Origin of the sequence: Citrobacter sp. Cu231, from assembly GCF_030332265.1 — a bacterium.
Taxonomy (GTDB): domain Bacteria; phylum Pseudomonadota; class Gammaproteobacteria; order Enterobacterales; family Enterobacteriaceae; genus Citrobacter; species Citrobacter meridianamericanus.
In genome coordinates this window covers 113,959-139,404 of the sequence record NZ_JAOWIE010000053.1, presented here as the reverse complement: position 1 = coordinate 139,404, position 25,446 = coordinate 113,959, and the positions used below count along the sequence as shown (strand labels likewise).

Annotated in this window: 27 protein-coding genes; 22 read left to right on the top strand and 5 right to left on the bottom strand. The window is 53.6% G+C overall.

What is annotated here, in order from left to right; genetic code table 11:
* Nucleotides 1-263: 263 nt before the first annotated feature.
* The 5 genes from OGY15_RS23505 to pmrB all read left to right on the top strand — a co-directional run bounded on the left by OGY15_RS23505 (nucleotide 264) and on the right by pmrB (nucleotide 6,028).
* The gene (locus tag OGY15_RS23505; RefSeq protein WP_151224627.1) at nucleotides 264-1,025 is read left to right on the top strand and encodes an AraC family transcriptional regulator; all 762 of its coding nucleotides are present in this window, start codon (nucleotides 264-266) and stop codon (nucleotides 1,023-1,025) included.
* A 127-nt stretch (nucleotides 1,026-1,152) separates the two neighbouring features.
* Nucleotides 1,153-2,490 carry an arginine/agmatine antiporter gene (gene adiC / locus OGY15_RS23500; protein ID WP_151218019.1) on the top strand — a complete coding sequence of 446 codons (1,338 nt, stop codon included), beginning with the start codon at nucleotides 1,153-1,155 and terminating at the stop codon, nucleotides 2,488-2,490.
* Nucleotides 2,491-2,634: 144 nt separating this feature from the next.
* A complete protein-coding gene (gene eptA / locus OGY15_RS23495; RefSeq protein WP_187253958.1) occupies nucleotides 2,635-4,272 on the top strand; it encodes a phosphoethanolamine transferase EptA in 1,638 nt (545 codons plus the stop codon).
* 4 nt (nucleotides 4,273-4,276) lie between these two features.
* Nucleotides 4,277-4,945 (top strand): two-component system response regulator PmrA, encoded by a 669-nt coding sequence (gene pmrA / locus OGY15_RS23490; protein ID WP_003031849.1) that lies wholly within the window; start codon nucleotides 4,277-4,279, stop codon nucleotides 4,943-4,945.
* On the top strand, nucleotides 4,946-6,028 hold the full coding sequence (pmrB, locus tag OGY15_RS23485) for a two-component system sensor histidine kinase PmrB (RefSeq protein WP_187253959.1): 1,083 nt from the start codon (nucleotides 4,946-4,948) through the stop codon (nucleotides 6,026-6,028). It begins immediately after the preceding gene.
* Here the strand turns inward: pmrB and pmrR are convergent.
* A complete protein-coding gene (pmrR, locus tag OGY15_RS23480) occupies nucleotides 6,022-6,111 on the bottom strand; it encodes an LpxT activity modulator PmrR (protein WP_151218021.1) in 90 nt (29 codons plus the stop codon). The two genes, pmrB and pmrR, sit on opposite strands and share 7 nt — an antisense overlap.
* 70 nt (nucleotides 6,112-6,181) lie before the next feature.
* Nucleotides 6,182-7,684 (bottom strand): glycine betaine/L-proline transporter ProP, encoded by a 1,503-nt coding sequence (gene proP, locus OGY15_RS23475; RefSeq protein WP_151218022.1) that lies wholly within the window; start codon nucleotides 7,682-7,684, stop codon nucleotides 6,182-6,184.
* A 692-nt stretch (nucleotides 7,685-8,376) separates the two neighbouring features.
* Between proP and kdgT the strand changes: the two genes are divergently transcribed.
* Nucleotides 8,377-9,375, top strand: a complete 999-nt coding sequence (kdgT, locus tag OGY15_RS23470) for a 2-keto-3-deoxygluconate transporter (protein WP_247605065.1) — start codon at nucleotides 8,377-8,379, stop codon at nucleotides 9,373-9,375.
* A 30-nt stretch (nucleotides 9,376-9,405) separates the two neighbouring features.
* Here kdgT and OGY15_RS23465 read toward each other — a convergent pair whose 3' ends face one another.
* Both OGY15_RS23465 and crfC read right to left on the bottom strand, forming a co-directional pair.
* The gene (locus OGY15_RS23465; protein WP_151218024.1) at nucleotides 9,406-10,299 is read right to left on the bottom strand and encodes a diguanylate cyclase regulator RdcB family protein; all 894 of its coding nucleotides are present in this window, start codon (nucleotides 10,297-10,299) and stop codon (nucleotides 9,406-9,408) included.
* The gene (gene crfC, locus OGY15_RS23460; protein WP_210905459.1) at nucleotides 10,296-12,653 is read right to left on the bottom strand and encodes a clamp-binding protein CrfC; all 2,358 of its coding nucleotides are present in this window, start codon (nucleotides 12,651-12,653) and stop codon (nucleotides 10,296-10,298) included. Before crfC ends, OGY15_RS23465 begins: the two co-directional genes overlap by 4 nt.
* 540 nt (nucleotides 12,654-13,193) lie before the next feature.
* Between crfC and OGY15_RS23455 the strand changes: the two genes are divergently transcribed.
* From OGY15_RS23455 to phnP, 16 genes are all read left to right on the top strand, one after another.
* Nucleotides 13,194-13,529: a zinc ribbon domain-containing protein YjdM gene (locus tag OGY15_RS23455; protein ID WP_096758651.1), complete on the top strand. Its 336-nt coding sequence runs from the start codon at nucleotides 13,194-13,196 to the stop codon at nucleotides 13,527-13,529.
* Nucleotides 13,530-13,668: 139 nt separating this feature from the next.
* The gene (yjdN, locus tag OGY15_RS23450) at nucleotides 13,669-14,115 is read left to right on the top strand and encodes a VOC family metalloprotein YjdN (RefSeq protein ID WP_151218025.1); all 447 of its coding nucleotides are present in this window, start codon (nucleotides 13,669-13,671) and stop codon (nucleotides 14,113-14,115) included.
* A 132-nt stretch (nucleotides 14,116-14,247) separates the two neighbouring features.
* Nucleotides 14,248-15,036: a phosphonate ABC transporter ATP-binding protein gene (gene phnC, locus OGY15_RS23445; RefSeq protein WP_151218026.1), complete on the top strand. Its 789-nt coding sequence runs from the start codon at nucleotides 14,248-14,250 to the stop codon at nucleotides 15,034-15,036.
* 24 nt (nucleotides 15,037-15,060) lie between these two features.
* On the top strand, nucleotides 15,061-16,077 hold the full coding sequence (gene phnD / locus OGY15_RS23440) for a phosphonate ABC transporter substrate-binding protein (protein ID WP_187253962.1): 1,017 nt from the start codon (nucleotides 15,061-15,063) through the stop codon (nucleotides 16,075-16,077).
* A gap of 68 nt (nucleotides 16,078-16,145) precedes the next feature.
* Nucleotides 16,146-16,925, top strand: a complete 780-nt coding sequence (gene phnE, locus OGY15_RS23435; RefSeq protein WP_003841119.1) for a phosphonate ABC transporter, permease protein PhnE — start codon at nucleotides 16,146-16,148, stop codon at nucleotides 16,923-16,925.
* Between the two features lie 20 nt (nucleotides 16,926-16,945).
* Nucleotides 16,946-17,671 (top strand): phosphonate metabolism transcriptional regulator PhnF, encoded by a 726-nt coding sequence (phnF, locus tag OGY15_RS23430; RefSeq protein WP_151218028.1) that lies wholly within the window; start codon nucleotides 16,946-16,948, stop codon nucleotides 17,669-17,671.
* The gene (gene phnG, locus OGY15_RS23425) at nucleotides 17,672-18,124 is read left to right on the top strand and encodes a phosphonate C-P lyase system protein PhnG (RefSeq protein ID WP_151218029.1); all 453 of its coding nucleotides are present in this window, start codon (nucleotides 17,672-17,674) and stop codon (nucleotides 18,122-18,124) included.
* On the top strand, nucleotides 18,121-18,705 hold the full coding sequence (gene phnH, locus OGY15_RS23420) for a phosphonate C-P lyase system protein PhnH (protein WP_151224624.1): 585 nt from the start codon (nucleotides 18,121-18,123) through the stop codon (nucleotides 18,703-18,705). Before phnG ends, phnH begins: the two co-directional genes overlap by 4 nt.
* Nucleotides 18,705-19,772, top strand: a complete 1,068-nt coding sequence (locus OGY15_RS23415) for a carbon-phosphorus lyase complex subunit (protein WP_187253963.1) — start codon at nucleotides 18,705-18,707, stop codon at nucleotides 19,770-19,772. The genes phnH and OGY15_RS23415 overlap by 1 nt, the downstream gene beginning before the upstream one ends.
* 46 nt (nucleotides 19,773-19,818) lie before the next feature.
* Nucleotides 19,819-20,610, top strand: coding sequence for an alpha-D-ribose 1-methylphosphonate 5-phosphate C-P-lyase PhnJ (phnJ, locus tag OGY15_RS23410; RefSeq protein WP_247605068.1), 792 nt, complete (start codon nucleotides 19,819-19,821; stop codon nucleotides 20,608-20,610).
* On the top strand, nucleotides 20,607-21,365 hold the full coding sequence (gene phnK / locus OGY15_RS23405) for a phosphonate C-P lyase system protein PhnK (protein WP_003844769.1): 759 nt from the start codon (nucleotides 20,607-20,609) through the stop codon (nucleotides 21,363-21,365). Before phnJ ends, phnK begins: the two co-directional genes overlap by 4 nt.
* A 9-nt stretch (nucleotides 21,366-21,374) precedes the next feature.
* A complete protein-coding gene (phnL, locus tag OGY15_RS23400; RefSeq protein WP_286541323.1) occupies nucleotides 21,375-22,055 on the top strand; it encodes a phosphonate C-P lyase system protein PhnL in 681 nt (226 codons plus the stop codon).
* On the top strand, nucleotides 22,052-23,188 hold the full coding sequence (gene phnM / locus OGY15_RS23395; protein ID WP_151218034.1) for an alpha-D-ribose 1-methylphosphonate 5-triphosphate diphosphatase: 1,137 nt from the start codon (nucleotides 22,052-22,054) through the stop codon (nucleotides 23,186-23,188). The genes phnL and phnM overlap by 4 nt, the downstream gene beginning before the upstream one ends.
* A gap of 2 nt (nucleotides 23,189-23,190) precedes the next feature.
* Nucleotides 23,191-23,745 carry a ribose 1,5-bisphosphokinase gene (phnN, locus tag OGY15_RS23390; RefSeq protein ID WP_151218035.1) on the top strand — a complete coding sequence of 185 codons (555 nt, stop codon included), beginning with the start codon at nucleotides 23,191-23,193 and terminating at the stop codon, nucleotides 23,743-23,745.
* Entirely contained in the window at nucleotides 23,732-24,166 is a 435-nt protein-coding gene (gene phnO / locus OGY15_RS23385; RefSeq protein ID WP_151218036.1) for an aminoalkylphosphonate N-acetyltransferase, read from the top strand. Before phnN ends, phnO begins: the two co-directional genes overlap by 14 nt.
* A gap of 8 nt (nucleotides 24,167-24,174) precedes the next feature.
* Complete coding sequence (gene phnP, locus OGY15_RS23380; RefSeq protein WP_151218037.1) at nucleotides 24,175-24,933, top strand: phosphonate metabolism protein PhnP; 759 nt, start codon at nucleotides 24,175-24,177, stop codon at nucleotides 24,931-24,933.
* Nucleotides 24,934-25,057: 124 nt separating this feature from the next.
* On the opposite strand, the gene yjdP is transcribed toward phnP, so the two are convergent.
* Nucleotides 25,058-25,387: a DDRRRQL repeat protein YjdP gene (yjdP, locus tag OGY15_RS23375; protein ID WP_151218038.1), complete on the bottom strand. Its 330-nt coding sequence runs from the start codon at nucleotides 25,385-25,387 to the stop codon at nucleotides 25,058-25,060.
* Between the last annotated feature and the right edge of the window lie 59 nt (nucleotides 25,388-25,446).

The following is a 25,446-nucleotide window of genomic DNA, read 5'->3' as shown; positions in this document are numbered from 1 at the left end:
TCCTGAGTATTGCTGCAAAACAATAACACTGTCATACCTTTTTGCGCGGGACCACCCCGCGCTTTTTTTACATACAAAAAACGCCAGTTTCCACTCCGTACAAAAATGTGTACATAAGAAAAACCCCTCCAAATATTGTAATTAATTTCAGACACGTTATTTTATTGCAGTCCTGGTTTCATCATACAATTCTATTTAACCGATTTGATTCACCTGATTTGGTGGGTTACGGTGTTTTATGTTCATATTCCTGGAGTTTGGGTATGAGGGTTTGCAGCAGAGCAGCTTGTGTTGTTGTATTAACGGAGAAGGATGTTTGGTTAAGGATTAACGGAAAAGAAGCCATCAGTTTAAAAGCCAACAACATGGCACTGGTAGCATGCGATAATAATATTATTGATTTATCATCACTTAATAACGCACTGGTCGTACACATCAGTCGTGAAATTATTAAAGACTATCTTCGATTCTTAAACAAAGATCTGTCACAGATCCCTCCCTGGCAACGTAGTGCCAATCCGGTCATGACCGCCGTCTGCCTGACGCCGGATATCTTCCGGGCAGCTGCTCAACATAGCGTGATGGAAACGGTGGATGAAGGTGAATACGAACGTACTCGTTCGCTTCTGTTCACAGTGTTATCACGTTTTCTCGACAGCAAAAAGTTTATCTCCCTGCTCATGCATATGCTACGCAATTGCGTCAGCGACTGCGTGTACCACATTATCGAGAGCGATATCCATAAAGACTGGAATTTAAGCATGGTCGCCAGCTGCTTATGCCTGAGCCCCAGTTTGTTAAAGAAAAAGCTCAAAAATGAAAACACCAGTTACAGTCAAATAATAACTACGTGTCGTATGCGTTACGCCGTCAATCAATTAATGATGGACGGAAAAAACATTTCTCAGGTCTCTCAACTGTGCGGATATAACAGTACCTCATACTTTATTTCCGTTTTCAAAGAGTTCTATGGGATGACGCCACTGCATTATGTTAGTCAACATAGGGAGCAATCCGCTGCCTGATTTTTAATCAGTTAGCAATAAGCTATAATAATATCAGCATTGGCGATACCCCTGGTCCGCCATCATAAAATAGTCTTCTGAAGAGGTATGATAAGACGTCATTTATCCTAATCAGGAGTTAAAAAATATGTCGACGGATGCTGATGCTCACAAAGTGGGATTAATCCCCGTCACCCTTATGGTGTCGGGGAATATCATGGGTTCCGGTGTATTCCTGCTACCCGCAAACCTGGCGTCAACTGGCGGGATTGCAATCTACGGATGGTTGGTCACTATTATCGGTGCTTTAGCGCTGTCGATGGTGTATGCGAAAATGTCGTCCTTAGACTCCAGTCCCGGTGGTTCTTACGCTTATGCCCGCCGCTGTTTCGGCCCTTTTTTAGGTTACCAGACCAACGTGCTGTACTGGCTGGCCTGCTGGATAGGTAACATCGCCATGGTGGTCATCGGCGTCGGTTACCTGAGCTACTTCTTCCCCATCTTAAAAGATCCGTTGGTCCTGACACTGACCTGCGTTGTGGTACTGTGGATCTTCGTATTGCTGAACATTGTCGGACCAAAAATGATCACCCGTGTACAGGCCGTCGCAACGGTTCTGGCGCTGGTGCCCATCGTCGGTATTGCCGTCTTCGGCTGGTTCTGGTTCCGCGGTGAAACTTATATGGCGGCCTGGAACGTCAGCGGCATGAACACCTTCGGCGCGATTCAAAGTACTCTGAACGTAACCTTGTGGTCATTTATTGGGGTGGAAAGCGCCTCCGTTGCGGCAGGCGTGGTTAAAAACCCTAAACGTAACGTGCCTATTGCCACTATTGGTGGCGTGCTGATTGCCGCGGTTTGCTATGTGCTCTCCACCACGGCGATTATGGGTATGATCCCTAATGCTGCGCTGCGTGTTTCAGCTTCCCCGTTCGGCGATGCCGCTCGAATGGCGCTGGGTGACACCGCAGGGGCGATTGTCTCCTTCTGTGCGGCTGCCGGGTGCCTCGGTTCTCTGGGCGGCTGGACGCTACTTGCCGGACAAACTGCCAAAGCGGCAGCCGATGACGGCCTGTTCCCGCCGATTTTTGCCCGCGTCAACAAAGCCGGTACGCCGGTAGCCGGGTTAATTATTGTCGGTATCCTGATGACCATCTTCCAGTTCAGCAGCATGTCGCCGAACGCCGCGAAAGAATTTGGTCTGGTCTCTTCGGTCTCCGTTATCTTCACCCTGGTGCCATATCTGTACACCTGCGCGGCATTGCTGCTGCTCGGCCATGGTCATTTCGGCAAAGCGCGCCCAGTGTACCTGGCAGTAACCTTTATCGCGTTTGTCTACTGTATCTGGGCGGTTATCGGATCCGGTGCTAAAGAAGTGATGTGGTCGTTCGTCACGCTGATGATCATTACTGCGCTGTACGCTCTGAACTACAACCGAATCCATAAAAATCCGTATCCTTTGGATGCCCCGGTAAACAATAACTAACGCAACTCACCGTAGTGGCCCGATGACATAACTTCATCGGGCCTGGATTTTCCTACCGCGATTCGGAATCAACATTAAGAACTTAAGGTTGGCTTAACTTTACTTTGAGAGGATTTGCACCACTTAGTCGATGGAACCCCCTTAATGTTAAAGCACCTGTTTAAAAGGCCTGTTCTCGGTCTAATCAGCTGGATTCTGCTGATCTCAATTTATCTTGCAACTTTTCTGAACATTGCGTTCTACAAACAAGTGCTGCAAGTCCTGCCGCTGGATTCCGTGCGTAACGTGCTGGTGTTTTTGTCGATGCCAGTCGTCGCATTCAGCGTCATGAACATTGTGCTGACGCTGGCCTCATTCCTGTGGCTTAATCGCCTGGTGGCCTGCATTTTCATTCTGGTTGGCGCAGCGGCCCAATATTTCATCATGACCTACGGCATCATCATCGACCGCTCGATGATCGCCAACATGATGGACACTACGCCCGCAGAAACCTTCGCGTTGCTGACGCCAAAAATGCTCCTCACGCTCGGTGTAAGCGGTATTCTGGCCGCGCTCATTGCCTGCTGGGTAAGAATCAAACCAATCGCCCCGGTAATGCGCAGCGTACTGTTCCGTGGCGCTAACATTCTGGTGTCCGCGTTGTTGATCGTGCTGGTCGCCACCTTCTTCTACAAAGATTACGCCTCACTGTTTCGCAACAATAAACAGCTGGTGAAATCTCTCAGCCCATCCAACAGCATTGTGGCGACATCGTCCTGGTATTCACACCAGAGGCTGGCCCACCTACCGCTGGTGCGTATTGGCGAAGATGCGCATCGCAATCCATTGATGGTAAAAGAAAAACGTAAGAACCTGACAATTGTGGTTCTCGGTGAGACCTCACGCGGAGATAACTTCTCGCTGTCTGGCTATTCGCGCCAGACCAACCCGCTGCTGGAAAAAGATGATGTGGTCTATTTCCCCCGCACCACCTCCTGCGGAACGGCAACGGCAGTGTCCGTACCCTGCATGTTCTCCGATATGCCGCGCGCACACTACGATGAAGAACTGGCGCAGCATCAGGAAGGCGTCCTCGACATTATTCAGCGCGCAGGAATTAACGTGCTGTGGAACGATAACGACGGCGGCTGCAAAGGAGCCTGTGACCGGGTACCACACCAGAATATGACCGAGTTGAACCTGCCAGGACAGTGTATTGACGGCGAATGCTACGATGAAGTGCTGTTCCACGGACTGGAAGAGTATATTAATAACCTGCAAGGCGACGGCGTGATTGTGCTGCACACCATCGGCAGCCACGGCCCGACCTATTACAACCGCTATCCTGCGCAGTTCAAGAAATTTACACCAACCTGCGACACTAACGAAATCCAGAATTGTTCACAGCAGCAGTTGATCAATACCTACGACAACACTCTTGTTTACGTTGACTATATTGTTGATAAAGCAATCAATATACTGAAAGAGCATCAGGATAATTTCACCACCAGCCTGGTTTATCTTTCCGATCACGGTGAATCCTTAGGGGAAAATGGCGTCTATTTGCACGGCCTGCCGTATTCGATTGCGCCAGATACGCAAAAACATGTGCCGATGCTGCTGTGGCTCTCAGAAGATTATCAGCAACGCTATCAAGTCTCTCAGACATGTTTACAAAAACGGGCAAGCTCAGAAGATTTCTCACAGGATAATCTATTCTCTACCCTGCTGGGATTAACAGGCGTGCAAACACAGAAATACCAGGCGACAGATGATATTCTGCAACCCTGCCGGGGAGGCTAAACGAATGAAAATTCTGATTGTTGAAGACGATACGTTGTTATTACAGGGACTGATACTCGCCGCGCAAACAGAAGGCTATGCCTGCGACGGCGTATCGACGGCCCGTGCAGCGGAGCAGTGTCTGGAAAGCGGACATTACAGTCTGGTGGTCCTCGACCTGGGCTTACCGGATGAAGACGGCCTGCACTTTCTGAACCGAATCAGGCAGAAAAAATACACCGTGCCGGTACTCATCCTCACCGCCCGTGATACGGTGAAAGACCGGGTCAGCGGGCTGGACGTGGGGGCCGATGACTATCTGGTCAAACCGTTCGCGCTGGAAGAACTGCATGCCCGCATCCGGGCGCTGCTGCGTCGGCATAACAATCAGGGTGAAAGTGAACTCATTGTCAGCAACCTGACGCTGAATATCGGTCGTCGCCAGGTGTGGATGGACGGGCAAGAGGTTATCTTAACGCCAAAAGAATACGCACTCCTGTCGCGCCTGATGCTCAAAGCGGGCAGCCCGGTACACCGGGAAATCCTCTATAACGACATCTACAGCTGGGATAACGAACCGTCGACCAATACGCTGGAAGTGCACATTCACAACCTGCGCGACAAAGTCGGAAAATCTCGCATCCGCACGGTCAGGGGATTTGGCTATATGCTGGTTGCCACTGAGGAAAGCTAAGTGAAGCTGCTGCAATATCTAAAACAACCTCTCCCGCTTCGTCATCGCCTGATGCTGACGATTGGTCTTATTCTGCTGGTCTTTCAGCTGATTAGTACCTTCTGGTTGTGGCACGAAAGTACCGAGCAAATACAGTTATTCGAACAGGCATTGCGCGAAAATCGTAACAACGATCGCCACATCATGCATGAGATCCGTGAGGCTATCGCCAGCCTGATCGTCCCCGGCATCTTTATGGTCAGCCTGGCGCTGCTGATTTGCTACCAGGCAGTGCGACGTATTACTCGCCCGCTGGCGGATCTGCAAAAAGAGCTGGAAGCGCGGGCAGCCGATAACCTGACCCCGATTGAAATTCACAGCTCAACCATTGAGATCCAGGCGGTTGTCTCAGCGCTAAACGACCTGGTAACGCGGCTAACCAGCACGATTGAAAACGAACGCTTATTTACCGCCGATGTCGCTCACGAACTGCGCACGCCGCTGTCAGGCGTGCGCCTGCATCTTGAATTACTGTCCAAAACTCATAAGGTCGATGTTTCGCCGTTAATTGCCCGCCTTGACCAAATGATGGATAGCGTGTCGCAGCTGCTGCAACTAGCCCGCGTCGGACAGTCGTTTTCAGCCGGGAGCTATCAGCACGTCAAACTGCTGGAGGATGTGATTCTGCCCTCCTACGATGAACTCAGCACCATGCTGGACCAGCGCCAGCAGACGCTGCTCCTACCGCAAAGTACGGTGGACGTTGTCGTACGTGGCGATGCAACGCTCTTACGGATGTTGCTGCGAAATCTGGTGGAGAACGCACATCGCTACAGCCCGGAAGGCACCCATATTACGATTAGTCTGAATACAGAGCATGATGCCGTCATGGCCGTCGAAGATGAAGGGCCAGGCATTGATGAAAGTAAATGCGGGGAACTGAGCAAAGCGTTTGTGCGGATGGATAGCCGTTTTGGCGGGATTGGGCTGGGACTGAGCATTGTCAGTCGAATCACCCAGTTACATCGCGGGCATTTTTATTTGCAAAATCGTCAGGGAACCACCGGTACTCGCGCGTGGGTAGAATTAGCGAAAGATCAGTAAGAACTCACCCATACGTACAAAAAGCTGCTGATAATTAGTACGCTGCACACGGTGGTCAAACTTTCGTAAATGCGGGTTTTCATGACACTCTCCTCCGAGGATATGGAGGAGAGTTTGCCTGAAGGATATTAAGCCAACCTTAAGCCATGAAAACTACTCATCAATACGCGGATGCTGCTGCACCAGGCGCGTACGCTTAAGTTGCAGCTCTGCAATTTCCTGATCGATGTCTTCAATTTTCTGCTCAATATTGTCGTAGTGCTCGCCAAGGATCTCTTTCGCTTCCTGAATATCCGACGCGGCAGGCGTGGCCCCTTTCAACGGCTGATTGGCGGTTTCTTTCATGGTCACGCCAGTAATTAAACCTATCACCGCAATTACCATCAGATAATAAGCTGGCATCATCAGATTCTGCGAGCTTTCCACCAGCCATGCGGCCAGCGTCGGGGTCAGACCGGCTACCAATACCGAGATATTAAACGCGGCGGCCAGCGCACTGTAGCGAATATGCGTCGGGAACATCGCCGGTAACGTTGACGCCATCACCCCGGTAAAACAGTTGAGGATCACCGCCAGCATCAGTAACCCGGCGAAAATCAGGCCAATGACGTTACTGTTGATCAGGATAAATGCCGGAATGGCCAGCACAAACAGCGCAATACTGCCCATAATCACAAACGGACGGCGTCCAAAGCGGTCACTGAGCAAACCCATAATCGGCTGTACAAATAGCATACCAATCATGATGGCGATAATAATCAACACGCCGTGGTCTTCAGAGTAATGCAGGTTATGCGACAGGTAGCTCGGCATATAGGTGAGCAGCATGTAATAGGTGACGTTGGTAGCAATAACCAGCCCGATACACGCCAGCAGGCTGCGCCAGTGTTTGGTCGCAATCTCTTTAAACGAAACCTTCGGACCTTCCTGCAGACCCTGTCGATCGCCCTGCTCCAGTTTATCCACGTGCTGCTGGAACGCCGGCGTTTCTTCCAGCGCATGACGCAGGTACAGGCCAATCAGCCCTAACGGTAGCGCAAGGAAGAACGGAATACGCCAGCCCCACTCAAGGAAGTTTTCTTCGCCGACGACAGTTGAGATCAGGACTACCACGCCCGCACCCAGCACAAACCCGGCAATCGAGCCGAAGTCCAGCCAACTGCCCATAAATCCGCGCTTACGGTCTGGCGAGTACTCTGCGACAAAAATCGACGCCCCGGTGTACTCCCCACCGACCGAGAACCCCTGCGCCATCTTACACAGCAACAGCAGAATCGGCGCCCAGATACCAATCGAGGCATATGAAGGAATGAGACCGATACAGAAGGTACTGATCGACATAATCACAATGGTGATGGCGAGGATCTTCTGACGACCGTATTTATCGCCAAGCATACCGAAGAACAATCCGCCAAGCGGTCGAATCAGAAAGGGAACAGAGAAAGTAGCGAGTGCGGCAACCATCTGCACGCTGGGGTCAGCCCCCGGGAAGAACACTTTACCTAATGCGTAAGCAACAAACCCATAAACACCAAAATCAAACCACTCCATCGCATTACCTAACGACGCCGCGGTAATGGCTTTCCGCAGTTTACCATCATCAATGATGGTAACGTCGCGCAGCGTTATTGGTTTTATTTTTTTCCTTTTAAGCATACCAGTCCTCGTAGACTTAGCCCTGTCACGCTCCAGTCGAGTCTCAACGCCGCATGCGTCAAGGTCATCGCCGAGCGGGGAATGCACAAGCGCACTCCCTGTAACAAGCGTAGCAGGTTTACTTACACACCCTGGTTAAGGGTTATACAACCGAACCTGTTGACGCCTGATTGGGCGGTTAATGACCTCTTTACCCTAACAGTGTTTAAATTTGTGATCAACTTCACATATAAATTTTCATTTCGTCAACATGTGTAAATCAGCTCATTCTGAGTCAGATTTTTTACATGTCACGCTTGCGCTTTTTTGACAATGGAATTTAAGAATACATCGCTTTATTTCACCAACAATCACAATAGTCACTATTATTCTGCTAGCAAAAAAAACACTACATCCCTTCACAAAAAGATCACAGCTTTTTTAATAATCATGGCGTTTAAGGTTTTTTGCTCGGAATATGTGATGAAGATAACTAAAACATCGTTTTATTTTGATTGAATCAATGTTCCCATGAATGCAAACTAATTCCAGACGCAATATCCCTGGGAGCAGCAACACGCTCAACGTATGCCGCGTTAGATTTTATAAAACAAAGAGATAGTGGTTTTCTTTGTTAAAAGATCCGAATAAACATTTGAATTTATTAATTTTTCTTTCGCGAGTATTAGCTGCGACAAGACATGAGGACGTTTATGAAAATTAAAGCCACGATTGAACGCATCCCCGGCGGAATGATGTTGATTCCTCTGTTATTAGGCGCAGTGTTAAATACGTTAGCTCCGGATACCGGCGCGTATTTCGGTTCGTTTACTAAAGGTATGATCAGCGGAACGGTGCCAATTCTGGCTGTGTGGTTTTTTTGTATCGGCGCATCTATTGATTTACGGGCAACCGGTACGGTATTACGCAAATCCGGCACGCTGGTATTAACCAAAATAGCCGTGGCATGGGCAGTGGCAATGATTGCCGCTTCATTTATTCCTGATACCGGTATTCAAACCGGGTTCTTTGCCGGTCTATCCGTACTGGCCATTGTTTCAGCGATGGACATGACCAACGGCGGTTTGTACGCCAGCCTGATGAACCAGTACGGAACAAAAGAAGAGTCTGGCGCCTTTGTATTGATGTCTCTGGAATCCGGTCCGTTAATGACCATGGTGATCCTCGGCTCTGCGGGCCTGGCCTCTTTCGAACCACACCATTTTGTCGGCGCGGTATTACCGTTCCTGATTGGTTTTGCGTTGGGTAACCTGGATCACGATCTTCGTGCCTTCTTCAGCAAAGCTACCCCAGTGCTGATCCCGTTCTTCGGCTTCGCATTGGGCAACACGATTAACCTGAGCGTCATCGTTGATACTGGTCTGCTGGGCATTCTGCTGGGTGTCGCGGTTATCGTCATCACCGGTATCCCGCTGATTATTGCTGACCGCGTCATTGGCGGCGGAAACGGTACGGCGGGCGTGGCAGCCTCTTCTGCCGCAGGCGCTGCGGTGGCAAACCCGGTGATTATCGCCCAGATCAACCCGGCATTTGAACCGGTTGCCGCATCCGCTACGGCACTGGTTGCCGCCAGCGTGATTGTCACCGCCATTCTGGTGCCGATTATCACCGCGTTGTATGCCAAACATTTTAATAAAAACCAGGTCGCCAACGAGACGGTGGCTACCCCGGCAGACTCACTGCACCACTAAGCCTGCCTTTGCTTCACTTACCGCCCCTGCTCAACTGATGAGCTGGGGCGGTGCGAAAATCTCCTCAACCATCGCATCGACCAGCCGCTTCGCCGAACACAATCTCGGCATTCCCAGAGCCACATTTTGCCAACGCTGCGTCACCGACCAGCTCACCGGATGGCGTTGCGCATCGCACCAGTCCCCCAGCCAGCTCAACATATCGTGATGCTCTACTGAGCCACCAATGGCTGGCGTACTGAGCCAATGATGATAGTAATGACGCGTGGCGGGCGCCGCATTCACGCTATCCGCCAGCGCCTGAGCGGCCATCGTACGCAGATTGTCTTTCAGCATTGACACCACATCGGCATTCGCTAACCGGCAAGCGTCACCGAAGGCCCCCCAGCGCAGTTCCTCCAGCGCGACAAAACAGCGTCCAGGTAACGACCAACCGTCATACGCGCCAGCCCGCCAGCGGGTAAAAATTTGCTCGCTGTGTTCGCCCGCCTGAACTGTAAGACCGCGTTGCGTCACCGCCTTCTCTTTATAAGCGCCGCGCTGGGTAAACCAGTCAGCAAGCGAACTGATCTGCTGCACAAGACCAGGTGTGGAAAGTCCACGCGGGTGTTCAGTTTGTTGTAAACACATCAGCCCTTCAGCAATGCGTACCAGCGCCAGATGACCCGGGTCAATCATGCCAGCCAGTTTTTCCACCAGCTTTAGCCGCATCACCAGATGCTCGCTGGACACGCCCGCCATTACCCACGCACGCAGTTGCGTCTGGGATAACACCTCCTGCGTCAGGCGTGCTCGCAGGCGCTGCTGCTGTTGCAGAAAACCGCCGGAACGTTTGGTTTCATCTCCCTGAACCAGATCGACCATAAACTTCGGGTAGACACACTCCAGCGTCCGCCCGGGGCCTTCCAGTAACACGTTAGTCATGTGTGCTCGGTTGCAAAAAGGGTATTGATATCGTCGCGCAGCAAGCGGGAATCTTCATAAAGCCATGCCGCAGTCGTAATACAATGCTGCAGTTGTTCGTTCAGGGCATTCACCGCAGATTCATTTTGCTGACGCAGGGTCAGACTCTCACGCAGGCTCGCCTGTAATTGCGTCAAACACAGTGAAAAGTCAGCAAAAAACGTGGCCATGCCTGCCGTAACGGAAATATCGACCTGAGCCGCTAAAGCTTTACGAATTTGTTGGCAAAACTGGGTGACGTAGTGCACAAGGTTTTTATGCAGAGCTCCCATATCAATGAGATAACGCGTTTTTGTTTCGACGTAATCATTCCATCCCCAGTTGGGTTGATTCAGCCAGCGAGAGAACGTATCCCGCACCGCGCCACCAGTCGACGGCGGATTTTCTACCGGAATATCCTGTTCAATGGCCTCGTTAAACAACTGGCGGGTATTGAAGTTAAACATCGCCGTATGAAACGCCGGAAAACGGATCCGCGCACGAAAACCAGCATGATTAAGTTCCTCTTTCACCCGCTGCTCAATAGGGCGCATAGCGTCGTTTAGCGCCCGGGACAGCGTCGACTCAAGCTGCTCAAAGCGCAGAGCTAAATCCCGACTCATACTTTCCTGCGCTGCCAGCAATACGACCTCACAGGACGATCGTATTTTATCCAGCACGATTTTCGCCTGCCCTTCATCATGCAGCACCAGCATTTCTCCGGCCATTTCTACCGAGGAAACGCCAGCTCCAAGGCCATGCCGAGACATCATCAGAACGTTTTCTTTGACAAAAAACGTGTTGATACTGCGAAGAATCTCGGTCTGTTGCTCACTGAGATAGGCCGCGGCAGCCGCCAAAGTCAGCTCTACCTCATGACTGACTTCATCGCTCACCCGCCCCTGGCTCACTTCTAACTGCTGCATATCCTCTTCAATATGCGTGATGTTCAACCGTAGCTTTTCATAGGCGACCGTTAACCCGTGGGCGCGAAACTCCAGGTATTCATGCGCGCTTTGCGCATAGTTCAATAACTTATGCGACGCTGAGCGTAGCGCATACAGCGAAGCATTGGCGTGAGCGGCGTGAATCACTTTCTGGATCGGCTGCTCAAACAAAGAATCCTCCCACAACAGATCGGCGGCATGACGGATGTGCTCCATATCCTCAAGATCGGTGGTGTGCCAGCGTCTGCCAAGCGCCGCTTCGGCAAAATCCTGTACCCAACGTTGCACCTGATGATCCGGCAACCGCCCGTGGGTCATCAACTCGTGACGCGCCCTGTTCGCCAGATAACCCCACATAGAAGAAACCGGATAAATTCGCTCTGGGGCAATTCCCCCTTGCATCAGCGTACCGGAAATGAGCGCCCGCACCTGCTCTTCATCATCACTGTTGCGGTCTTTCTGATCGAATTTGTTCACCAGCGCATACAGCGGCACTGACTTTCCGACCGCCATAATCGCCTGACGCACTTCTTCATCAGAAATAGACTTCAGTTGGGTGTAATCCAACACCGCCAGTACCGCGGAAGCCCGCGCCAGCTGTTCATTCAACATCTTTTGTAAGTGCGGTTGCCCGGCCTCATTCGGCCCTGGCGTATCCAGCAGGGTTAATTGTCCCGGATAACTCGCCTGTCCGGCTAAATGGACAAATTCAACCTCGATAACCGGAATGTGCTCAATCGCGGCATAAGCGGCAAAAGGAAAATCAGCCTCCAGCGCCTTTGACAAACGCACCAGGTCATTCAGGCTTTTAAGGCAATGGAAAATAGGCTGTGCGCCAAGATAATAGCGTTCAAATGCGACACCATTTTCAATATGTTGCAGCAGGAGATTCATATCCTTATCAATCTCCAGGGTCTGCGTAAGACGCTGGCGATCGCACTCGCGCACGCGCTGCTGTAAAACTTTCATCAAAGCATCGATCGGCGCGACATGTGAAAAATGCAGAACCGGTTCCTTCTGTCCCGGCGTATGGCGGATTAGCGTCGGTAACGCCGTCATCGGGCGATTACGATTAGGTAAAACTTCGGTCCCCACAATTGCGTTAATCGTCGTCGACTTCCCTGCTTTCATAGTGCCGACAATCGCCAGCACCATCTCCAGACGCGTAATCTTGCGCAGCTCATTGTTGAGTGTTGCTTGCTGGACATCCATGCCACGCGCGCTGAAATGCAGGGGCTGGACCACCTGTCTGCTATGCTCTCCTTGTTTTAGCGCAACATCATCTAACGACGTTATAGGCAATGTTTGCAATTGCCTGAGATGTTCAAGCGAAAGCATCAGCAAGCGTTCCGCTTCCTGACTTAATTCATATATTGTCTGTGTGTGCATGGAAAATCTTTCCTTAACGCAAATAACATTACTTTTATTTAGCCCAATCGTTTTATTTATAGATTTTTTGGCTTTTATAATTACGTGTGGAAATAATTAAAATCAAAACAACCAATTGATATTATTAAAATAATTTTGACGTACAACCGCTGGCATGAAGCCTCTCACTTATGTAATAAGTAAGAAAGATAAACAGCGTAGTTCAGTTTTAAAAAATGCCAGCTTAATCCCCCTACTAAAATTAAGGGGGTATGAGATATTTAATCACAATGACTTAGACATCCCCAGGCGATGTTACCTATGAATATCAGATATTTCGCCTCACCTTATCTTAAATAACCTGGCGTAGCAATTTCCCTTAAAAAATATTCCGCCATACTTTCATTGAGGTTAATGCAAGGGGTCTTTACAGCAGATCATTTTGCTTAATTGCGCAGTAGTCCCGACAAAAGCAGGGATTTTATGTATAATTGCGGCCTTTTTCGGCAATCTGCCATTTTTTGGGCGCATTTGCCCCTGCTGACTTTTGAGGAAATCCACATGTCATTACCACACTGCCCACAATGCAACTCCGAATACACTTACGAAGATAACGGCATGTTCATCTGCCCGGAATGCGCTCACGAATGGAACGATGCTGAACCGGCTCACGACAGCGACGAACTGATCGTTAAAGATGCCAACGGCAACCTGCTGGCCGACGGCGACAGCGTTACCGTCGTGAAAGACCTGAAGGTAAAAGGTAGCTCTTCCATGCTGAAGATCGGGACCAAAGTAAAAAACATTCGTCTGGTTGAAGGCGACCACAACATCGATTGCAAAATCGATGGCTTTGGTCCAATGAAGCTAAAATCTGAGTTTGTGAAAAAGAACTGATGCAAATTACCTGATGGCGCTACGCTCGTCAGGCCTACACCAGCTCATCAACCAGGCGGGAAGCTCATACTTCCCGCCTGGTTTGTTTATGCAGACGATAACTACACTTAACTGGTTTCTTTTACCTGAGGTAAAGATTATGCCGTTAAGTCCCTATATCTCCTTTGCAGGCAACTGCGCCGACGCTATCGCTTTCTATCAAAAAACGTTAGGCGCTGAGCTGCTCTACAAAATCAACTTCAGTGAAATGCCAAAATCGGCGCAGGACAGTGAAGAAGGCTGCCCTTCCGCTATGAAATTCCCTGATACCGCCATTGCCCACGCCAACCTGCGCGTTGCGGGCAGCGACATCATGATGAGCGATAGCGCCCCTGACGGAAATGCCCACTACTCCGGCTTTACGCTAGTGCTCGACACGCAAAACGTCGACGAAGGTAAACGCTGGTTTGATAACCTGGCAGCAAACGGAAAAATCGAAATGGACTGGCAGGAAACCTTCTGGGCCCACGGTTTCGGTAAAGTGAGTGACCAGTATGGTGTCCCGTGGATGATCAACGTCGTCAAACAGCAGCCGCTATCCGAGTAATCAAACGGGAGGCCAACCCTCCCGTACTGTCATCAAATATCGCTCAACTCTTCATCGCCAAGTAACCATCCCTTAACGAAAACGTCACATTGATCCGCCACGATGGGGCCACTTTTTTAGGGAGGCCGCAACATGCAAACGATTATTCGCGTCGAAAAACTCTCCAAATCCTTCAATCAACATCAGGCGCTTAATGCGGTTGATCTGAACATCTGTTCCGGTGAGATGGTGGCTCTGCTTGGGCCGTCTGGCTCCGGCAAATCCACCCTTTTACGTCATTTAAGCGGCTTGATCGTCGGTGATAAATCACCCGGTAGCCACGTCGAACTTTTGGGTCGCACCGTTCAACATGAAGGCCGCCTGGCGCGCGATATCCGCAAAAGTCGCGCCCACACCGGCTACATCTTCCAGCAGTTCAATTTGGTGAATCGCCTGACGGTGCTAGAGAACGTTCTGATTGGCGCGCTCGGCAGCACGCCGTTCTGGCGCACCTGTTTTAGCTGGTTTACCGCTGAGCAGAAACAGCGCGCATTACAAGCGTTAACCCGCGTTGGCATGGCGCACTTTGCCTACCAACGCGTTTCCACGCTTTCGGGCGGGCAACAGCAGCGCGTCGCGATTGCCCGCGCGTTAATGCAGCAGGCAAAAGTAATCCTTGCTGACGAGCCTATTGCCTCGCTGGATCCAGAATCCGCACGCATCGTGATGGACACCCTGCGCGACATCAACCAGACCGACGGCATCACCGTGGTCGTCACGCTGCATCAGGTGGATTACGCCCTGCGCTACTGCGAACGCATTGTCGCGCTGCGCCAGGGCAACGTCTTCTTTGATGGCAGCAGCCAGCATTTTGATAACGATCGTTTTGACCATCTTTACCGCAGCATGAACCGCGTCGAACAGAACGCGCAGGCTGCTTAACTTTGTCCGAACTGAGGAATAAACATGAATTACAAGGCTGTTGCCGCGCTGGCATTCACCGGCATGTTCAGCGTCAGTACTCTGCTCAGTCCAGCATTTGCCGAGGAGCAAGAGAAAGCGCTGAACTTTGGCATTATTTCGACCGAATCACAGCAAAACCTGAAGCCACAGTGGGAACCGTTCCTGAAGGACATGGAAAAATCGCTGGGCGTGAAGGTAAACGCCTTCTTCGCGCCAGACTACGCCGGGATCATCCAGGGCATGCGCTTTAACAAAGTGGATATCGCCTGGTACGGCAATCTCTCGGCAATGGAAGCGGTGGATCGCGCTAACGGGCAAGTGTTTGCCCAGACCGTCGCCGCCGACGGATCCCCGGGTTACTGGAGCGTGTTGATCGTTAACAAAGACAGTCCGATCAATAACCTGAACGATCTGATCGCCAAACGTAAGGATCTGACCTTCGGCAACGGCGATCCAAACTCGACATCAGGCTTCCTCGTTCCCGGTTATTACGTCTTCGCCAAAAACAACATCTCCGCCAGCGACTTCAAACGCACCGTTAACGCCGGGCACGAAACCAACGCTCTGGCCGTCGCCAACAAACAGGTCGATGTCGCCACCAACAACACCGAAAACCTCGACAAGCTGAAAACGTCCGCGCCGGACAAACTAAAAGAATTGAAAGTTATCTGGAAGTCACCGCTGATTCCGGGCGATCCGATCGTCTGGCGTAAAAATCTCTCCGAAAACACCAAGGACAAGGTGTACGACTTCTTTATGAATTACGGCAAAACGCCGGAACAGAAAACCGTACTGGAACGCCTGGGATGGGCGCCGTTCCGTGCCTCCAGCGACTTACAGCTGGTGCCGATTCGCCAACTGGCGCTGTTTAAAGAGATGCAGAGCGTGAAGGACAACAAAGGGCTGAACGAGGAAGAGAAAACCAGCAAAACCTCGGCGCTGAAAGCGCAGCTCGACGACCTGGACCGTCTGACCGCAGCCCTGGGAGCCATGACCAGCGTCAGCAAAGCGGTGCAGTGATTTGTGGGCCGGATGACGCTGCGCTTATCCGGCCTGCCACGCAAATACACGTTCCAACGGAGTCAAACATGCAAACCATCACCGTTGCCCCGCCCAAACGTAGCTGGTTCTCACTACTGAGCTGGGCCATTCTTCTCGCCGTACTGGTGGTCTCGTGGAAAGGTGCCGAAATGGCCCCGCTCACGCTGATCGAGGATTCCGGCAATATGGCGACCTTCGCCGCCGACTTCTTCCCGCCAGATTTCAGCCAGTGGCAGGACTATCTCGGTGAAATGGCCGTCACTCTGCAAATCGCCGTTTGGGGGACCGCCCTCGCCGTGGTGCTGTCGATTCCCTTCGGCCTGATGTGCGCCGACAATCTCGTGCCGTGGTGGATTTACCAGCCGATGCGTCGCCTGATGGACGCCTGCCGCGCCATCAATGAAATGGTCTTCGCCATGCTGTTCGTGGTCGCCGTCGGGTTAGGGCCATTCGCCGGGGTGATGGCGCTGTTTATCCACACCACAGGGGTACTCTCCAAGCTGCTTTCCGAAGCGGTAGAAGCCATTGAGCCGGGTCCGGTAGAAGGTATTCGCGCCACCGGAGCCAACAAAATTGAAGAGATTCTGTACGGCGTTCTGCCACAGGTCATGCCGCTACTGATCTCCTACTCGTTGTATCGCTTTGAATCCAATGTTCGCTCGGCCACGGTAGTCGGCATGGTGGGCGCAGGTGGTATTGGCGTGACCTTATGGGAGGCGATTCGCGGCTTTCAGTTCCAGCAAACCTGCGCCCTGATGGTGTTAATCATCGTCACTGTCAGCCTGTTGGATTTCCTTTCCCAGCGTTTGCGTAAGCACTTTATCTGATTAACGAGGCATTGATTGCTATGCACTTGTCTACACATCCGACCAGTTATCCAACGCGTTATCAGGAAATTGCCGCGAGACTTGAGCAGGAGCTACGTCAACATTACCGCTGCGGCGACTATCTGCCCGCCGAGCATCAGCTTGCCGCGCGTTTTGATGTTAACCGCCACACCCTGCGCCGCGCCATTGACCAGCTGGTTGATCGCGGTTGGGTTCAACGTCGCCAGGGCGTCGGCGTACTGGTGCTGATGCGCCCATTCGATTACCCGCTCAATGCTCAGGCGCGCTTTAGCCAGAACCTGCTGGACCAGGGCAGTCATCCCACCAGCGAAAAACTGCTGGCGGTACTGCGCCCGGCCTCCGGCCACATTGCCGACGCGCTCAGCATTAACGAGGGCGATAACGTGATTCATTTGCGCACTCTGCGCCGGGTAAACGGCATCGCGCTGTGCCAGATCGACCACTATTTTTCCGACCTCACGCTGTGGCCGCTGCTGCAGGACTTCAACAGCGGCTCACTGCACGACTACCTGCACGCACGGTCCGGTCTGACGCTGCTACGGACGCAGACGCGCATCAGCGCCCGCCGCGCACAGGCCAAAGAGAGCAAGGTACTGGAAATCCCCAATATGGCGCCGCTGCTGTGCGTGCGCACCCTGAACCACCGTGAAGGCGAAGAACACGCGGCGGAATATTCCGTCAGCCTGACCCGCGCCGACATGATCGAATTCACTATGGAGCACTGAATGCATTTCGATACCGCCACCCGCCAGCGTTGGATGCGCGCGCTGGCTTACAGCAATGCCGATGCCCTGAACGCCCGCATCAACGCGCTCAAACTGACGCCGGACTATGAACTCATCCGCGCACCTGAATGCGGATTGATGCAGATCCAGGCCCGCATGGGCGGCACCGGCAACCGCTTCTTTGCCGGTGACACCACGATTACCCGTGCAGTAATACGCCTGAAAAGCGGCACGCTGGGTTACGGCTACCTGCTGGGACGCAACAAACGCCATGCCGAGCAGTGCGCAGTCATTGACGCACTGCTGCAGGAGCAAACGCATTTCCAGAACCTAATGGAAACCTTAATTGCCCCGCTGGAAGCGGAACGCGAGGCGCTGATTAGCGCACGCCGTGCCGAAGTCAACGCCAGCCGGGTCGACTTCTTCACGCTGGTACGCGGAGATAACGCATGACCTTACAGACCGCATTTAATTTACCCGTTCAGGATGCTCAGCAGAGCTTTCGTCGCCTGCTGAAAGCCATGAGCGAACCGGGCGTCATCGTCGCCCTGCATCAACTGAAACACGGCTGGCAGCCGCTGGGCCTGGCAACCACCAGCGTGCTGCTGACCCTGGTTGACGGCGACACGCCGGTCTGGTTGGCACCGTCGATGGATAACGATATCGCCCGACAGAACCTGCGTTTTCACACCAACGCGCCGCTGGTGGATCAGCCGCAACTGGCAGCCTTTGCCGTCGCCGACGGACACATTAGCAGCGAACAGCTAAACGCCCTCTCTGCCGGTTCCGCCGTCGCGCCAGAAACCAGCGCCACGCTGATTGTGCAAATCTCTGGCTTAAGCGGCGGACGCATGCTGCGTCTGACCGGGGCCGGTATCGCTGAAGAGCGCATGATCGCGCCGCAACTGCCGGAATGCCTGATTCACGAACTCACCGAGCGTCCGCACCCGTTCCCGCTGGGAGTCGATCTGATCCTCACTTGCGGCGAGCGCCTGCTGGCTATTCCGCGAACCACCCATGTGGAGGTGTGCTGATGTACGTCGCCGTCAAAGGGGGCGAGAAGGCGATAGCCAACGCCCACGCCCTGCAAGAAAACCGACGCCGGGGCGATGAGACCATTGCTGAACTGAGCGTGGCGCAAATCGAACAGCAGATGAACCTGGCCGTCGACCGGGTAATGACCGAAGGCGGCATCGCCGATCGTGAACTGGCGGCACTGGCGCTCAAACAGGCCAGCGGCGATAGCGTAGAAGCTATCTTTTTGCTACGCGCCTACCGCACTACGCTGGCAAAAGTGGCGGTGAGCGAGCCGGTAAACAGCGCCGAGATGCACCTCGAACGACGTATTTCCGCCATCTACAAGGATATTCCCGGCGGGCAACTGTTGGGTCCAACCTACGACTACACCCATCGTCTGCTGGATTTTACCCTGCTGGCCAATGGCGAAACGCCGCCACTGCGCACCGCTGATAGCAAACAAGATGCCTCCCCGCACGTTTTTTCCCTGCTGGCGAATCAGGGGCTGGCAAAGCGCGAAGAGGACGACGGCGCTCAACCCGATGACATCACCCGCACGCCGCCGGTTTACCCCTGTTCACGCGCTTCACGCCTGCAGCAGTTGATGCGTGGCGACGAGGGATATCTGTTGGCGCTGGCCTACTCCACCCAGCGCGGCTACGGGCGCAATCATCCGTTTGCCGCCGAAATCCGCAGCGGCTATGTGGCACTGGAAACCGTCCCGGAAGAGCTGGGATTTGCGGTGAACGTCGGCGAATTGCTGATGACTGAATGCGAAATGGTCAACGGTTTTGTCGCGCCGGAAAACGATTCCCCCCATTTTACCCGCGGCTACGGACTGGTGTTCGGCATGAGCGAGCGCAAAGCGATGGCGATGGCGTTGGTGGACCGCGCTCTACAGGCAGCCGATTACGATGAGACGGTCACGGGACCGGCGCAGGACGAAGAGTTCGTGCTGGCGCATGCGGATAACGTCGAGGCGGCGGGTTTTGTATCGCACCTCAAACTTCCCCATTACGTCGATTTCCAGGCTGAGCTGGAACTGCTCAAACGCCTGCAACAGGAGTCTACCCGTGACCACTAACCTCTCCGGCTATAACTTTGCGTATCTTGATGAGCAGACCAAGCGCATGATCCGCCGTGCAATTCTGAAAGCGGTGGCGATCCCCGGTTACCAGGTACCGTTCGGCGGTCGCGAAATGCCGATGCCTTACGGCTGGGGAACGGGCGGTATTCAGCTCACAGCCAGCGTGATTGGCGAACCAGACGTGCTGAAGGTGATTGACCAGGGCGCGGATGACACCACCAACGCCGTGTCGATTCGCAACTTCTTCAAACGCGTAACCGGGGTCAATACCACCGAGCGTACGGAAGACGCGACGCTGATCCAGACCCGCCATCGCATCCCGGAAACGCCGCTGGTGGAAGATCAAATCATTATCTTCCAGGTACCGATCCCCGAACCGCTGCGCTTTATCGAACCGCGCGAAACGGAAACCCGCACCATGCACGCGTTGGAAGAGTACGGCATCATGCAGGTGAAACTGTATGAAGATATTGCCCGCTTCGGTCATATCGCCACCACTTACGCCTATCCGGTGAAGGTCAATGACCGCTACGTCATGGACCCGTCGCCCATCCCGAAATTCGACAACCCGAAGATGGACATGATGCCGGCCCTGCAACTGTTTGGCGCAGGCCGCGAAAAGCGCATCTATGCCGTACCACCTTACACCCGCGTGGAAAGCCTCGATTTCGACGATCACCCGTTTACCGTACAGCGCTGGGATGAGCCCTGTGCCATTTGTGGCTCAACCCACAGCTATCTCGATGAAGTGGTGCTCGATGACACCGGCAAACGCATGTTTGTCTGCTCCGACACTGACTACTGCCGCCAACAGAGCGAGGCCCTCAGCAAATGACGCAACCGCTGCTTTCAGTCAACAACCTGACTCATCTCTACGCGCCGGGCAAAGGCTTCAGCGATGTCTCTTTTGACCTGTGGCCTGGCGAAGTGCTGGGTATCGTCGGCGAGTCCGGCTCGGGCAAAACCACACTGCTGAAATCGATCTCTTCACGGCTGACGCCACAGAGCGGTGAGATTTTGTATCAGAACCGCTCGCTGTACGGCATGAACGAGGCCGATCGTCGCCGTCTGCTGCGCACCGAATGGGGCGTGGTGCACCAGCATCCGCTGGATGGTCTGCGCCGTCAGGTCTCCGCCGGTGGCAACATCGGCGAGCGCCTGATGGCCACCGGCGCGCGTCACTATGGCGACATCCGCGCCACCGCACAGCGCTGGCTGGAGGAGGTGGAGATCCCCGCCTCGCGTATCGACGACCTGCCAACCACCTTTTCCGGTGGCATGCAGCAACGCCTGCAGATCGCCCGCAACCTCGTCACCCATCCCAAACTGGTATTTATGGACGAGCCCACCGGAGGGCTGGACGTTTCCGTACAAGCCAAGCTGCTGGACCTGCTGCGCGGCCTGGTGGTGGAACTGGATCTGGCGGTGGTGATTGTCACCCACGATCTGGGCGTGGCGCGTCTGCTGGCAGACCGTTTGCTGGTGATGAAACAGGGTCAGGTGGTGGAAAGTGGGTTAACCGACCGCGTGCTCGACGACCCGCACCATCCGTACACCCAGTTGCTGGTGTCGTCCGTACTGCAGAACTAAGAGGCTCAAATGATTCGCGTTGAAAACGTCAGTAAAACTTTTGTCCTGCATCAGCAAAACGGCGTACGTCTGCCGGTGCTACAAAACGCCACGCTGGAAGTAAAAAATGGCGAATGCGTAGTGCTGCACGGTCATTCCGGCAGCGGTAAATCCACGCTGCTGCGCTCGCTGTACGCCAACTACCTGCCGGATGAAGGACACATCCACATTCGTCACAGCGATGAATGGGTCGATCTGGTTCAGGCTCCGGCGCGCAAAGTGCTGGAAGTTCGCCGTTCAACCATCGGCTGGGTAAGCCAGTTTCTGCGCGTGATCCCAAGGGTTTCCGCGCTGGATGTGGTGATGCAACCGCTGCTGGATCTGGGTGTACCTCGTGAGGCGTGCACCGCCAAAGCGGCCAATCTTCTTACCCGCCTGAACGTACCAGAACGGCTGTGGCATCTCGCACCGTCGACCTTTTCCGGTGGCGAACAGCAGCGCGTCAACATCGCCCGCGGGTTTATCGTCGATTACCCGATTCTGCTGCTCGATGAGCCTACAGCCTCGCTGGACGCCAAAAACAGTGCCGCCGTTGTCGCATTGATTGAAGAAGCGAAAGCGCGCGGCGCGGCAATTGTCGGCATATTTCACGATCAAACCGTGCGCGATCGCGTAGCAGATCGCCTGCACCTGATGGGAACAACAGCATGATTATCAATAATGTAAAGCTGGTGCTGGAAGATGACGTGGTGCAAGGATCGCTGGAAATTGAGGACGGAATTATCCGCGCCTTTACTGAGAGTCAGAGCCGTTTACCAGAGGCGCTGGACGGCGAAGGCGGCTGGCTGCTGCCAGGACTTATCGAGCTGCATACCGACAATCTCGACAAGTTTTTCACCCCGCGCCCGAAGGTAGACTGGCCAGCCCACTCGGCGATGAGCAGCCACGACGCACTGATGGTCGCCAGCGGTATTACTACCGTGCTGGATGCGGTGGCGATTGGCGACGTGCGCGACGGCGGCGATCGGCTGGAAAATCTGGAGAAGATGATCAACGCCGTGGAAGAAACGCAAAAACGCGGGGTCAATCGCGCCGAACACCGCCTGCATCTGCGCTGCGAATTGCCGCACCACACTACACTGCCGCTGTTTGAAAAACTGGTCGGGCGCGAGCCGGTGACGCTGGTTTCACTGATGGATCATTCGCCGGGCCAGCGCCAGTTCGCCAATCGAGAAAAGTACCGCGAGTATTATCAGGGCAAATATTCGCTCACCGACGAGCAGATGGCCCGCTATGAAGAAGAACAGTTAGCGCTGGCGGCGCGTTGGTCACAGCCCAATCGCACGGCGATTGCCCAGATGTGTCGTGAGCGCCAGATTGCGCTGGCGAGCCATGACGACGCAACCTGCGATCATGTGCTGGAATCGCATCAACTTGGCAGCGTGATCGCCGAATTTCCTACCACATTTGCTGCTGCAGAGGCCTCGCGCCATCATGGCATGAACGTGCTGATGGGCGCGCCAAACATCGTGCGCGGTGGTTCTCACTCCGGCAACGTGGCGGCGCATAAACTGGCTGAGCTGGGCTTGCTGGATATTCTCTCCTCCGACTACTATCCCGCCAGCCTGCTCGATGCGGCGTTTCGCGTGGCGGACGATGAGGCCAACCGTTTTACGCTGCAACAGGCCATTCGTCTGGTGACCCACAATCCGGCGCGGGCATTAAATCTCGACGATCGCGGCGTTATTGCCGAAGGGAAACGCGCGGATCTGGTGCTGGCGCATCGCAAAGACGGCAACATCCATATCGACCACGTCTGGCGTCAGGGCAAAAGGGTATTCTGACTATGGCTAAACTGATCTGGCTGATGGGGCCGTCCGGCTCCGGTAAGGACAGTCTGCTGGCGGAACTCCGCCTACAGGAACCTGCACAACTGCTGGTGGCACATCGCTACATCACCCGCGCCGCCAACGCAGGAAATGAAAATCATATTGCGCTGAGCGAACCAGAGTTTTTTACCCGCGCCGGGCAGAACCTGCTGGCGCTGAGCTGGCATGCCAACGGCTTCTACTACGGCGTAGGCGTGGAGATAGACCTCTGGCTGCACGCCGGGTTTGATGTGGTGGTCAACGGCTCACGTGCGCATCTGCCCCAGGCGCAAAGTCGCTATGGCGCTTCTTTACTCCCCATTTGCTTACAGGTTTCTCCGGCAATTCTCCGCCAGCGCCTGCAGGCACGTGGGCGGGAGAGCGAAACGGAAATCGCCGCCCGCCTTGAACGCGCGGCGCGCTATGCGCCGTATGACTGCCACGTCCTGAACAACGATGGTAGTTTGCTACAGTCTGTCGCTACACTACTCACACTGATGGGACGCAAGGAGAAGAAACATGTCTGTCTGTGAATTACGCCGCGCCACGCTCTACGATACCGATGCAGTTTACGCGCTTGTCTGTGAGTTGAAGCAGGGTCAATTCGACCTGCAGGCTTTTAGCGCTGGTTACGCCGCTAATCTGCAGGATCCCAATATGCACTACCAGCTGGCGCTGCTTGACGGACAAGTCGTGGGGTTGATCGGCCTGCACCTGCAGTTTCATCTGCACCACGCCAACTGGATTGGCGAGATCCAGGAGCTGGTGGTGATGCCGCAGGCGCGAGGGCTAAGCGTTGGCAGCCAGTTACTGGCCTGGGCCGAAGCCACCGCACGCGAAGCGGGCGCGGAAATAACCGAACTTTCCACCAGCACCCAACGCCTTGACGCGCACCGTTTTTATCAGCGCGAAGGCTATACCATGAGCCATTTTCGCTTCACCAAACCGTTGTAGGGGGAGCCATGAGTCTGACCATTACGCTGACGGGAACGGGCGGCGCGCAGCTGGTGCCGGCATTTGGCTGTGACTGCGCGGCCTGCCAACGAGCACGCTTACAGGCGCAATATCGTCGACGCCCTTGTAGCGGGGTGGTCAAATTCAACAATGCGGTGACGCTGCTGGATGCAGGGATCCCGCATCTGATGGACGACTGGTCAGCGGGCAGCTTCCAGCAGTTTCTGCTCACTCATTATCATATGGACCACGTGCAGGGGCTGTTTCCGCTGCGCTGGGGCGTAGGGGCGACCATCCCGGTATACGGCCCGCCGGATGAGCAGGGTTGCGACGATCTGTTTAAGCATTCCGGTCTCCTCGATTTTGGCCATACCGTTGCGCCGTTTGAGGTGTTCGACCTGCAAGGATTACAGGTAACGCCGCTGCCGCTCAATCATTCAAAGCTGACGTTTGGCTATCTGCTGGAGACCGCACACAGCCGCGTGGCATGGCTCACTGATACCGCCGGACTGCCCGACAAAACGCTGAGGTTTCTTCATAACAATCAGCCACAGGTGATTATCATCGATTGCAGTCACGCTCCGCGTAGCGAGCCACCGCGCAATCACTGTGATTTAAATACCGTTATCGCGTTGAACGACGTTATCCGCTGTCCACGGGTGATCCTGACGCATATCAGCCATCAGTTCGACCTGTGGATGATGGATAACCCGCTCCCCACAGGGTTTGAGGCCGGTTATGACGGAATGGAAATTATGCTGGAGTAGAGAGATTGCAATGCATACATGCACTGTACTCAAGTGCATGTATTAACATAAAATGGCGAGATGTTGAGCTGACAGCTATATCCCTTACAGGGGATAAAATATTCTTACATTTAGATAGTTACAGTTAACGATCGTAATCTTCTTCCATTCTGCGTTCTTCGTCTTCTAACTGACGCCGTTCTTGATCAAGCTGGCGCTGACGGTCATCCAGTTGGCGACGCCGGTCTTCAAACTGACGTCGCCGGTCATCATACTGCCTGCGCCGATCGTCACTCATCTGGCGTTCCCAACCATTGTCGCGGGCGTCGTCGTAATCCCGCCCGTTATCGGGTTTGTATGCGTCGTTTATCGCCTGCTGAATATTGCCGATGGCATCATCGATAATATCGGCCTGCGCCGAAACGGTGGTAATCATTAGCAGACTGAAAAGAAAGAATGTCAGGGAGCGTTGCATAAAACCCGCCTCATCAAGAAACTCACCCCACGGTAATCAAAGCGTATTCGCGCGGGTAG